This is a genomic window from Cupriavidus sp. YAF13, from assembly GCF_052113425.1.
In the GTDB taxonomy this organism is placed as follows: domain Bacteria; phylum Pseudomonadota; class Gammaproteobacteria; order Burkholderiales; family Burkholderiaceae; genus Cupriavidus.
This window is the reverse complement of the sequence record NZ_JBFRDD010000045.1, coordinates 21,841-33,551: the sequence shown is the minus strand read 5'-3', so window position 1 is coordinate 33,551 and position 11,711 is coordinate 21,841. Positions and strand designations below refer to the sequence as shown.

The following is an 11,711-nucleotide window of genomic DNA, read 5'->3' as shown; positions in this document are numbered from 1 at the left end:
CGACAACGCCGGATCAATGTGTTGATGGAACTGTCGTGTCGGGGCGTCGGCTCCCCGGCGTCCTCGAGCTCCGGAATGATGCGCAGCCAAGTTCGTCCCCCCAATGCTCGAAGGAGACGATGCGCCAGCTCACCCTTGCGCCAAAACGCGGCGCTCGAGCAACCAGTGTCCCCAGCGCCTCGGGGTCGGGCGCTCGGCGATCGCCATCGGGCGTGACTTGCTTGTCGTTGCTTTCCATCTCGAGATAGATGCCAGCGGCTTTGCCGACAAGGCGCTCGCCTCGCTGCGTATCGTCGGCAAAGATCTGCCGCAGGTGCAGATGACGCACCTGCCAGTGATGCGCCGCGAGCGCCGGCCACGCCGGCCGATCGGACGGCCGCGGGTGGGGGATGGATGCCGGGTCAAACATGATCGCCAACGCCGCCCGATTCGCTGTGCGCGAGCGCCGCGCTTTTGCTAGCCAGGACAGCCATCAGATCGGCCCAGGATTTGGCGAAGGATTCTGCGCCCTCCCGTTGCAACCGGCTGGCCAGCGCCGCTGCATCTACGCCGGCTTGTGCAAAGGCGGCGAGCACGTCTTGCGCATCGCCGCCATCCGCCGCCATGGTGCCGGTCACCGCGCCGTGATCGGCGAAGGCGAGCAGGGTGGCTTCGGGGATGGTGCTGATGGTGTCGGGTGCGGCGAGCGCCTCCAGATATAGCGTGTCCGGTGCGGCAGGATCCTTGGTGCCGGTGCTGGCCCACAGTAGGCGTTGCGGCAGCGCGCCGCCGTTCGCCAGCTTGCGCCAGCGCGGCGAGTTCAATAGTTCGCGATAGGCCCGGTATGCGCGCCGCGCAATGGCGATGCCAAGACGATTGGCCAACGCGCCGGGAATCTTGTCCTTGACCGCCACGTCCCATCGACTGATGAAGATCGAGGCGACCGAGCCGACCTTCGGATCGAGACCGGCGGCGATGCGCCGCTCGATGCCGCGCAGGTAGGCCGCCGCCGCCGCAAGGTACTGCTCACTGGAGAACAGCAGCGTGACGTTGATCGGCACGCCGGCGAAGATCGATTCTTCGATGGCGATGACGCCGGCAGGCGTGCCCGGAATCTTGATGAAGAGATTGGCCCGCCGCGCGCGAGCATGGAGTTGCGCGGCTTCGCGCACCGTGCCCGCCGCATCGTTTACCAGCAAGGGAGAGACTTCCAGCGAGACCCAGCCGTCGACGCCAGCCGTCGCCTCATGGATGGGGAGGAAGAGATCGGCGGCATGGGTCAGGTCCTCCAACGCCAGCTCGAGAAAGAGGGCCTCCCCTGACTTCCCTTCAGCAGTCTTTGCTTGAATTGCCTCATCGTAGAAATTCGTGTTCCGAATGGCATGATCGAAGATCGTGGGGTTCGAAGTGAGCCCGGTGACGGAGAACTCGCGCACATAGCGCTGCAGCGTACCGCTTTCCAGCAGCCCGCGCGAGACGTTGTCGAGCCACAGGCTTTGACCCAGTGCTTGAAGACGTTCGGTGGCGTTCATGGAGACCTCTGTTCGGTATGACCCGCCCGGGCGGCATCCAGCAGGACCGCCAAGTCATAGTTGAGCAGGTCGCCGATGTGCTCGACCGTTAGGTCGGCGGCTGGATATGCGGTCACGGCATGCGGGTCGTGGGCGTAGTGCCCCTGCCGCGGAAAGACGGTTGTGAGCCTGTCTTTCCATACCGCCTTCATTGCCGCCAGGATGCGCGGCTTGTCGTCGACCATGGTCTCCTTATGAATATAGATCAACACGCGCCCCTCGACTGCTTTCCATAAGCCGGAACGCTGGATCTTGCGCGGCTGGAAAACCACGTCGCCATCGGACAGGACGACCGTGGGCCCCCAGGCGCCAAGGTGTTCGATGACCTCGAGCGCTCGGGGGTACAAGCGGTCTGCAAACGGATAGTCCACCAGGAACGCAGACATCAGCAGCAGGCGCGGATCGTTCAGGTTGTCGAGGCGGTAGCGCTGCAACGCGCCCAGGTAATCGGCGTATCCCAGTTCGGCACGCAACGCCTCGAAGATCTGCCAATAGCGCTCCCGGTTCGCGGCGCCAAACGCATGGTCGAGGTGTGCCTGGAGATCGTCCTGGAGGCGATCGTTATCAAGCAGCGTGTTATCGCAGTCCAGCAGGAAGACCAGCTTCTCTCGCGTTTTCATGGCAAATTCTCCTCTGATGTGGGGTTGTGCCATCGATCGTCGCCAGCCAGGATCCGCCCGGCCGCTGGCGGCCCCCACGTATCCGGCTCGTACTCGAAAACCGGCACCGCGTCGCCGAGGATCGGGTCTACCACACGCCAGGCCGCTTCGACCGTGTCGCCGCGAGTGAATAACGCAGCATCTCCGCGCAGAGCGTCTCCTAGCAGGCGTTCATACGGCGTCATTTCGTCGCGAGGATAGTGTCGTGCGACAAGCGCCGTTGCAGCGCCGACCATCGGCTCGCCCGGCACCTTGGTCCGTGTACCGATGGTCGTCACCACATCCGGGCTGAGCCGGAAGCGGAAATAGTTCGACTGGCCGGGACCATTGGCGTCGAACACAGCGGGCGACGGCGGCTTGAGCTCGATCGTGACTTCGGTGCAGGTGATCGGCAATCGCTTACCGGCCCGGATATAGAAGGGCACCCCGGCCCATCGCGGGTTGTCGATATGCAGGCGCAGCGCCGCGAACGTTTCGACTTGCGAGTCGCGCGGCACGCCTGTCACGTCGCGATATCCGCAGAACTGTCCGCGCACTACCTCGTTCGGGGAAAGCGGGCGCATCGAACTCAGGACACGCAGTTTTTCGTCGCGTATCGCATCGGGACCGCCATCCATGGGAATTTCCATCGTGAGCAGCGCCATCACCTGCAGCATGTGATTCTGCACCACGTCGCGTATCGCCCCCACTTCCTCATAGAAGGCGCCGCGTCCCTGCACGCCGAACTGTTCGGCCATGGTGATCTGCACGCTTGCCACATAGCCGTGGTGCCAGACCGGCTCCAAGAATGTGTTGGAGAAGCGAAAATAAAGCAGGTTCTCAACTGCTTCCTTGCCGAGATAGTGGTCGATACGGAAAATCGCGTCCTCGGGAAAACAGGCGTGCAATGTCCGATTGAGCGCCTGCGCCGAAGCAAGGCTGCGGCCGAAAGGTTTCTCGACGATCACCCGGCCATTCCGGGCGCAGGCAGATCTGGCCAGACCTTGGGTGACCGGCTCGAACATGCTGGGTGGAATGGCAAGATAATGCAGCGGCCGCGCCGCGTTGCCCAAGGCCCGGCACAGTTGTTCGTATGTCGCGCTGTCCCGGTAGTCGCCGCCGATGTACTGGAGCCGGGCCGCGAGCCGAGCAAACGCAACGGCATCCAGACCGCCATGTTTCTCCAGGCTGTCGCGCACGCTGTTGCGGAACTCATCGAGACTCCTGCCGGATCTCGCCACGCCGATAATAGGCAGATCGAGGTGGCTACGCTTGATCATCGCCTGCAGCGCCGGGAATATCTGCTTGTAGGCCAGATCGCCGGTGGCGCCGAAAAAGACCAAGGCGTCGGAAAGGGATGCCGTCATCATTCGTCCGATGCCGCGGCAGTCTTTTCCACGTGGCCGCCGAAACCGTGGCGCATGGCCGACAATACCTTGTTGGCAAAGTCGGCATCGCCGCGCGAGCTGAAGCGTTCAAAGAGCGCGGCGCTCAGGATGGGGGCCGGGACAGCTTCGTCGATGGCGGCGGTGATCGTCCATCTGCCTTCTCCGGAATCCGACACGCGGCCAGTGAAGCTCTCCAGGTTCGGGTCGTTCAGGAATGCGCTGGCGGTAAGATCAAGCAACCACGAGCCAATCACGCTGCCGCGGCGCCATAGCTCCGCGATCTCCGGAAGATTCAGGTCATATTGGTAGTAGTCCGGGTCTCGCAGTGGGGTCGTTTCGGCATCCGCATCGCTTTTCCGCTTTCCGACGCTGGCGTTGCGCAGAATGTTCAACCCTTCCGCATACGCTCCCATGATGCCGTACTCGATGCCGTTGTGAACCATCTTGACGAAATGTCCCGCCCCGTGCGGGCCGCAGTACAGGTAGCCGTGCTCGGCTGTGCTGTCTGATTTTTGCCGCCCCGCCGTGGGCGGCGCCGCATCCTTGCCTGGGGCGAGCGCGGCAAAGATCGGGGCGAGATGCCGGACAACTGCCTCTTCCCCACCGATCATCAGGCAATAGCCACGCTCGAATCCGGCCACGCCGCCGCTGGTGCCGCCGTCCACATAGTGAATCCGGCGTGATCCCATCGCGGCACCGCGCCGGATGTCGTCGCGATAGTAGGAGTTGCCCCCATCAATGATGATGTCATCGGCGTCGAGCAGCGGCACAAGTATCGCCAGATCTTCATCGACAACGGCGGCAGGTACCATCAGCCAGATCGCGCGTGGCTTGCGCAGCGCGGCTGCCAGGTCTTTCAGGGAAGACACCCCGGCGACACCGGGCTGCAACGCGGCGGCGACGGCCTCCCCGCGCACGTCATAGACCACGCATTCGTGGCCGTGCTTCGTCAGGCGCCGCACCATGTTGGCGCCCATGCGCCCTAGTCCAATCACGCCGAGTTGCATCTTGTACCTCCTGCTCGAGGAACGTTGCGACGGGATCCACCCTGGATCCTGATCTCGACCGAATGTGGCCGGTGGTCGTCCACCAGCGGAATGGCCTGGCCGGGCCGCTCGATACCATCGATGGTCATTCCCGGCTTGCCATCCGTGGAGTGCGGCAGGACGGTAATGTGGTAGGGCGTCCTCCGATAGCGGTAGCTCACTTCGAATGACGTCCAGTCAGCTGGCACGCACGGCGCCACATCCATTTGGTCTTCTGCAAGTGTCACGCCCAGAAGCGATTCGACAATGAATTGATACATCCAGCCGGCCGAGCCGGTGTACCACGTCCAGCCGCCGCGCCCCATGTGCGGCGCACGCGCATAGACATCCGACGCCAGCACGTAAGGCTCCGTCTGATAGACAGCTATGGTGGCCGCCGATGCGGCGTGATGGATCGGATTGATCATCTTGCACAGTTGCCAGGCTCGCCCGGCGTCGCCCAGGGCCGCGAACGCCATCGCGGCCCAGACCGCCGCATGGGTGTATTGGCCGCCGTTCTCGCGCACCCCACGCAGATACCCCTTGATGTAACCGGGATCGGGTTCGAACTGGTCGAAGGGAGGATCCAGCAATTGGACCAGCGCTGCCTCGCGGTGCACGAGTTGCCGGTCGACTGCGTCCATTGCCTGACGCGCGCGCTGGGCATCGCCCGCGCCGGACAGGACCGACCAGCTCTGCGGGATCGAGTCGATTCGGCATTCCGTGTCTTCCGCGGAGCCCAATGGCGAACCGTCATCGAACCAGGCGCGGCGATACCAGTCACCGTCCCAACTGCTCCGCTCGATGGCAGCGCACAGGCGGGCCGACTCGCCCAGGCAGCGCTCGGCAAACGATGGATCGTGGTGTCGATGCGCGAGTTCGGCGAACCGCGTCAACACCGCGCACAGAAAGAAGCCGAGCCACACGCTTTCGCCCTTGCCGCCAGCGCCGACCAGATTCATACCATCGTTCCAGTCGCCGGACCCCATCAGCGGCAAGCCGTGCGCTCCGAAGCGCAAGCCGTGCTCGATGGCCCGCACACAGTGTCCATACAGGCTGTCCACCTCTTGCGATTGCCGTGGCAGTTCGTAGCTGGACGCCTGGCCGGCCTTCAGTGCGCTGCCTTCGAGGAACGGAACGGGCTCGTCCAGCACGCCGGCATCGCCGGTAACCGCCACGTAGCGGCATGTCGCCAGCGGCAACCACAGGTAGTCATCCGAGCAGCGAGTGCGCACCCCGCGTCCGGCCGGTGGATGCCACCAGTGCTGGACATCGCCTTCGGAAAACTGGCGGGACGCGCTGCGCAACAGGTGCTCGCGTACCAGCTCCGGCGTGGCGTGCACGAGGGCCATCACGTCCTGCAATTGATCGCGGAAGCCGAACGCGCCGCTCGATTGATAGAACGCGTTGCGTCCCCACAGCCGGCAAACCAGGACTTGATAGACAAGCCAGCCATTGGCGAGTACGTCAAGAGCCCGGTCCGGCGTTCTTATCCGCACGGTGCCCAGCGTGCGGCGCCAATAACGCTTGACCGCCGCAAGCGCGCGGCGCGTGGCAGCGACGCCACGGAAGCGGGCGATCAGCTCGCGGGCCGCCTCGATGTCATGTCCGGCGCCAAGACGGAAGACGATCTCGCGCTCCTGGCCCTCGGCCAGATCCAGCCAGACACGAATCGCGGCACAGGGGTCGAGCCCTGCGCCCACGGTATCGGAAAGCCGAAGCTGCGACATTGCCGCGGGATGACGCAACGAACCGTTGCGGCCGAGAAACGCTTCGCGATCTCCGCTAAAGCTCCGGTCCGCCTGGTCGTCGGTATCGAAGAAGGCCGTGCGTCCGGCAAAGTCCGTGTTGTAGGGGTTGCGGGCAAGCAAGGCGCCACTGTTGGGATCGAGACTGGTGACCACGTGCATCCGCGTTTTCTCGCGCTGGTCGCCGAGCACCCATTCCAGGTAGCCCGTGACGGATATCCGGCGGGGGCGACACGAGCGATTGCGCAGGGTCAGGCGTACGAATTTTACCGGTGCGTCAAGCGCGACGTACACACATAGCTCGGATTCGATTTCGTCCTCGCCGTGTTCGAATGCGCTGTAACCAAAACCATGGCGCGTTTCGTACGCTGCCTTGCCGCCACTCGGCAGCAGTGTGGCCGACCAGAAGTGGCCGGTGTCTTCGTCGCGGAGGAAGTACGCCTCGGCATTCGTATCGCCGACCGGGTCATTCGACCACGGCGTGAGACGAAACTCTTGTGCGTTCTCGCTCCAGGTGGTGGCGCTGCCGCTTTCTGAGACAAGGCTACCGAACGACGGGTTCGCTAGTACATTGACCCACGGCGCCGGCGTTGGCTTTCCGGACGTCACCGTTATCACATACTCCCGCCCGTCCGGCGTGAATCCGCCAAGCCCGTTGGGGAAGAGCAGGGGCCGCTGTGGCCGGTCCGCAGAAGTAGCGGTGGAAGCAGCGGCGGTCGCGTCGGCGCTACGCTCGGCCGGTACGGGGCGAATCGATTGCCGGGCAGGGAGGCTTCTTTCGCCGAGGTTCTCCCACGCGCCGTCGCCGTCGTTTATCACGATCCGGGCAACCGTTTGCAGCAGGGTCCGGCTTTGATCGTCGATCGCTTCGGCGCGGAGCACGAAGATGCCTCCATGCCGGCCGGGCGCATCAATGACGCAGCAGGCGCGGGCAAGGGCCGTGATCCGTTCGCGCAGGGGCTTATGGCCAGCGCGGTCTTCGCAGACGATAACAAGGTCAGCCGCCAGTCCCATCAAGCGCCAGTAGGTATGCGCATCCACCAGCCGGCGTACAAGCTCGAGGTGCCGCGGATCTGCAATTTGCAGCAGCACGATCGGAAGGTCGCCGGAGATGGTGTAGGCCCATAAGCCAGACTGGCCTAGCCGGTTGCTGGCGAGAATGTCCGGACCGGCACGCAGCAAGGCATTGGCGTAAATCACGGAACTGGCGAGGCGCTCGAAACGTTGCGCGTCCGCCTCGGTGGCATGGAGCCTGTTGAGGAGCGCGCGGCTATAGGCGGGCGCCGCGGCGAGAGCGCCGTCCGCGAACTGCTGATCCTGGCATTTCCTGAGCAGTGCAAGGCATGCCTCGCGGGTTGCCGCGACGCCGCTGACCAAATCCACGATCGCGGTTTCGCCTGGGCCAAGCGTAATTGAACAGCGTATCGCGACCACCGGGTCCAGGACAGGCCCGGCGCTCCCGGACAATGCTGCATTCCCGCGCAACGCCTGGGGATCCGCCGTGGTATGGCCGCGGCCGATGAACCGCATGCGATCCGTCTCGTAGCTGATGTCGCCCGTTGTCGGAGGATGCTCGGCGAGCATGTGGAACATCCAAGGCGTGGGCTCGTCGGGGGTGCGCTGCCGTCGGGTGCACAGGATCGCCTGGCGCTCCCGGTCGATTGCTGTTTCGATAAACAACTTGTTGAAGGCAGGGTGGACGGCATCCTCCGCCGGCGGGCCCAGCACGATCTCGGCATAGCTCGTTAGATCGAGCTTCCTGTGGGCGAGCGAACGGTTGGTGACGCGAACCCGATGCACCTCGATGTCGTCTTGCGGCGCGACCGCGATATCGGTCGTCGTTTCGATGTCGCGGTCGCAGCGCCGGAATGTCGCGCGGCCCTCCGGGAATGCTGCTTCCCAGGCATCCGCCTGCGCTGACGTCGGCTGATAGGTGGAGGACCAAAAGTGTCCGCTCGCGAGGTCGCGAACGTAGCAAAATGAGCCCCAGTTGTCGCAGGTTGCGTCTTCGCGCCATCGCGTCAGCGCGATATCGTTCCAGTGGCTGTAGCCGCCCCCAGCGCTCGTGACCATCACGTGGTAGTTGCCGTTCGAGAGAAGGTGTACTTGCGGGGCCGGCGCGGCAGGACTGTCGAAGCTGCGGCACGGCATTGTCCGGGCAGCGGCGGCCATGGCCGTGCTCCGCAGAACCGAGTCCGAAGATCCACCGGCATGCGCGGATTCGTCGTCTACTTCGTGGGCCATGATGAAGCGGCTCAATTCTTGGCTGGGCCGCGCGGCGGGTAGCGTATGGTGAGCAATCTACCGCAAGGGATATGCAATTTCGGTCCGCCAACGTACGGTTGCGCTGGCCGTCGGCCGGGCCGGCCCCCACGGCGCCTGCTGCCGGCAACACATGCGGACGGGAGATGGCGCTCCGGTGTACCCGCTAGTCCCGGGATTCAGTCCAGCCATCCGCCGCTGAAGCCGGCGCGGCGCAGGCCGCTTACGAGGTAGGGACATTGCCGCAGGAGCGCCCAGACCAGCCCGGTCAGGTAGTTGTCAATCATGATGACCGTCGGTCCTTCATTGATGCCGAAGTGATAGGGCGACACCCAACCGGCTTTGCGGGCGGGTTCGCATGGGAACGTTGGATTGAAAGACGCCTTGAAGCCATAAGGATTGGCTTCACAGAGCCGGAGCCGGTTAAAGTGCTCGATCGTCGGCAATACGATCTCGGGGGCAAACGGCAGGGAGGCCACCACGGCCCATGGTGCGAGTGTGCCGTCATCGGGGCCAAAGGGCGCCCCGCGCGCAACATAGTCGAAGAAGATGCGCGGCAGGCCGTTGACGTTCCTGGTGACCGCGCCGGGTCCGTCGCTGGCGGACGTGCCCCAGCAGAATTCCCCATACTGCATGAATCCGAGCGGATTCCGCATCGCATATTGCTGCTGTACAAAGGCGGCGCGGCGACTGTTCTCGAAATAATCGCACTCATGTTCCTGCATGAACGGGTCGCGGATACCGCGAAAATCGATCCAGACGTGCGACAACTGATGGATGAACAACGGACCGGCGTATAGATACTCGATTCCGTAAATGGTCTTCCATCGATAGGTTTTGGACCATGCCAGGTAGCAGCGTTCGGGAATGGGAAAGGTCGGCGACCCAAGCGCGAGGACATACAGGATCAGCGCTTCGTCATAACCCTCCCAATGCCATTTCAGGAATCCATGTTCCGGTGTCCAACCGTGGCACACAAGCGGAGCGGCTCCAAGCATCCATCGCCAGTCAACCCGCTTGTAGAGCATATCCGCCAGCCGCCTGATCTCGGTTTCGCCGGCTGAAGCCTCCTGGAAGTACGCGGCAGCGGTCAGCACTCCGGCGATCAGGATCGCTGTATCGACACTCGACAACTCGCAATGCCAGGCCCTGCGACCTGCCGTCATATCCAGGAAATGATAATAGAACCCCTTGTAGCCGCTCGCATTGGGCGCAGTGCTCTGCTCGCTGCCTGCCAGGAACCGCAGCGTCGCCAACGTCCGTTGCACGGCGTGGTTGCGCGATATGAAATGGTGTTCGACGCCGATCGGGTAGACCGTGAGCGCCATGCCGATTGCCGCTATGCTGGCCGGCCAGTTGTCGAGCGTCTTGTCGGACACCAAACCGTTTGCCGGATTCGCCTCGTGTATGAAGTACGCAAACGAATCCCGCTGCAGGCTTTGCAGCATGTCAGTTGCGGAATTCTGCTCCTGGCGAACGACATCCGTCACGGCTGGCTCCATTCAATTCGCAGCGATGCCACCGATTGGGGCGGCAGGACGACCTCGATCACTGTCGTTTCGCGATCGAAAGAGAAGGCATGCACGTCATCCGAAAGCGTCGCCGCGGCACTGATTCGCTCGACATCTTCAGTGATCAGGTATTCCGGTTGCCCAAGCGCGCGCCACGCCGCCACCGGGTTGCAATGATCCGGATCGATGCGCGATACGGTTACCCGGCACGGGCGCCGGCCGGCCGTCCCCGAGAGCCTCAGCTGTGCCGTTTCACTGCAAATGGGATGACGCGGCATCGCCTGGTTGACCAGCAATACACTGGAGGTGGGGCGCTGGCCAGTGTTCAGTTTTCCTACCCAGACGGCAACTGTCTCATGGCTGCCCAGGACGGGAAGGCGACCATCGCCAAGACGCAACATCAGCTGGAATGCCCGATAAACCGGTTTGGCCATGCCGTGCAAAGTCAACAAGCCGAAGCCCCCATGAAAGGGAGCGCTCGGGAAGCCGCCTTCCTCGAAGAGGTCGGAGAACGTCCAATAGCCATACGCATCCACGATGCCGTCCACGCTCATTGCAATCCGCACCGCCAGCGCCGCGGCAAATGCCTGGTCGAGCAGCGGGTCACGCGGATTGGCGGTGATATTCCATTCGGTATACAGAAGAGGACGTCCGCGCGCCTGGGCGCGTGCTTGCAAGGCACGCTCTCGCATCACATCCTTCGGCGCGTGTTCCAGTTGCGAAATTGAGTCTGGGCCAAATTGAGGAGACGCGTCGGTGGGGTAATAGTGTGTGCTGATGAAATCGACGGCAAGCCTGTTCTGCTCGCAATAGCCGATGAACTCGTCAATCCAGGCATTCTGCGCGGTGGCGGGGCCGCCGACCTGCAGGCGATCGTCGATGCGCTTGATCGCGTCGACTGTGGTGCGATAGAGCGCGAAATAGCCCTGCTGGTCGCCGGTCCAGAACTGTCGCAGATTGGGTTCGTTCCAGACTTCGAACAGCCACTGGGAGACTTCGGCGATGCCATAGCGCGCGACCCAATGGCTTACCAGTTCATGGATCAACAGGCCCCACTGCCGATAATCCGCTGGAGGGGTTATGTTGGCACGATAGTGAAATACGGTAGCCGTGCCAGACGCCAGCGCCGTCGGCATGAATGACAGTTCAATGAGCGGCTTCATGCCAATGGATAACAGGAAATCGAGTATCTGGTCGGCATTGAAGAATGAGTACGACCACCGGTTGCCGCCATAACTGACGGTACTCATGTCGTCACACAGGATGCCGTGAAAGCGCACATGGCGGAAGCCGAGATCGAGATGTGCACGGCACAGTTGGGCTTGCCAATCGGCGCGCAGCGCTATGGGTGCGTGACAGCTTCCCACGGTGTGTTGCCAGGGGTGTGCCAGTGGGAGCGGTGTCGCGGCGAGATCGCAGTTGAAAGTGGTGACCATGACTGAAGGCGAGGAAGACGAAGTGATAGGCAAGCAGGCAGGCAAGTCCGATGCGTAGTCCCCGCATGGCGTCATGACTGCACGTTACCCATCTGTGGCGCGGATGACTTCAATCCTGCAAGACGTATCTTGTCGAGACTCACGTGATCCGCA

8 protein-coding genes are annotated in these 11,711 nt (G+C 63.1%); all 8 read right to left on the bottom strand.

All coding sequences use genetic code 11. The features are described 5' to 3' along the window. Positions 1–13 precede the first annotated feature (13 nt). The 8 genes from AB4061_RS29670 to AB4061_RS29635 all read right to left on the bottom strand — a co-directional run bounded on the left by AB4061_RS29670 (position 14) and on the right by AB4061_RS29635 (position 11,558). Positions 14–409, bottom strand: coding sequence for a hypothetical protein (locus AB4061_RS29670; RefSeq protein WP_441639795.1), 396 nt, complete (start codon positions 407–409; stop codon positions 14–16). Then, complete coding sequence (gene tal, locus AB4061_RS29665; protein WP_441639794.1) at positions 402–1,511, bottom strand: transaldolase; 1,110 nt, start codon at positions 1,509–1,511, stop codon at positions 402–404. The genes AB4061_RS29670 and tal overlap by 8 nt, the downstream gene beginning before the upstream one ends. Then, complete coding sequence (locus AB4061_RS29660; protein ID WP_441639793.1) at positions 1,508–2,170, bottom strand: HAD family hydrolase; 663 nt, start codon at positions 2,168–2,170, stop codon at positions 1,508–1,510. The genes tal and AB4061_RS29660 overlap by 4 nt, the downstream gene beginning before the upstream one ends. Next, positions 2,167–3,558, bottom strand: coding sequence for a glucose-6-phosphate dehydrogenase (zwf, locus tag AB4061_RS29655; RefSeq protein WP_441639792.1), 1,392 nt, complete (start codon positions 3,556–3,558; stop codon positions 2,167–2,169). The genes AB4061_RS29660 and zwf overlap by 4 nt, the downstream gene beginning before the upstream one ends. Further along, positions 3,555–4,583 carry a phosphogluconate dehydrogenase (NAD(+)-dependent, decarboxylating) gene (gene gnd, locus AB4061_RS29650; protein WP_441639791.1) on the bottom strand — a complete coding sequence of 343 codons (1,029 nt, stop codon included), beginning with the start codon at positions 4,581–4,583 and terminating at the stop codon, positions 3,555–3,557. The genes zwf and gnd overlap by 4 nt, the downstream gene beginning before the upstream one ends. Further along, positions 4,568–8,521 (bottom strand): GH36-type glycosyl hydrolase domain-containing protein, encoded by a 3,954-nt coding sequence (locus tag AB4061_RS29645; RefSeq protein ID WP_441639790.1) that lies wholly within the window; start codon positions 8,519–8,521, stop codon positions 4,568–4,570. Before AB4061_RS29645 ends, gnd begins: the two co-directional genes overlap by 16 nt. Before the next feature lie 269 nt (positions 8,522–8,790). Continuing rightward, positions 8,791–10,059: a glucoamylase family protein gene (locus AB4061_RS29640; RefSeq protein WP_441639829.1), complete on the bottom strand. Its 1,269-nt coding sequence runs from the start codon at positions 10,057–10,059 to the stop codon at positions 8,791–8,793. 38 nt (positions 10,060–10,097) lie between these two features. Continuing rightward, on the bottom strand, positions 10,098–11,558 hold the full coding sequence (locus AB4061_RS29635; RefSeq protein WP_441639789.1) for a GH39 family glycosyl hydrolase: 1,461 nt from the start codon (positions 11,556–11,558) through the stop codon (positions 10,098–10,100). Positions 11,559–11,711: the final 153 nt, after the last annotated feature.

Coding starts and splice junctions, on each gene's coding strand:
- AB4061_RS29670 (WP_441639795.1), bottom strand. CDS start 409: ATGTTTGACCCGGCATCCATCCCCCACCCGCGGCCGTCCGATCGGCCG.
- tal (WP_441639794.1), bottom strand. CDS start 1,511: ATGAACGCCACCGAACGTCTTCAAGCACTGGGTCAAAGCCTGTGGCTC.
- AB4061_RS29660 (WP_441639793.1), bottom strand. CDS start 2,170: ATGAAAACGCGAGAGAAGCTGGTCTTCCTGCTGGACTGCGATAACACG.
- zwf (WP_441639792.1), bottom strand. CDS start 3,558: ATGATGACGGCATCCCTTTCCGACGCCTTGGTCTTTTTCGGCGCCACC.
- gnd (WP_441639791.1), bottom strand. CDS start 4,583: ATGCAACTCGGCGTGATTGGACTAGGGCGCATGGGCGCCAACATGGTG.
- AB4061_RS29645 (WP_441639790.1), bottom strand. CDS start 8,521: ATGGCCGCCGCTGCCCGGACAATGCCGTGCCGCAGCTTCGACAGTCCT.
- AB4061_RS29640 (WP_441639829.1), bottom strand. CDS start 10,059: ATGCTGCAAAGCCTGCAGCGGGATTCGTTTGCGTACTTCATACACGAG.
- AB4061_RS29635 (WP_441639789.1), bottom strand. CDS start 11,558: ATGGTCACCACTTTCAACTGCGATCTCGCCGCGACACCGCTCCCACTG.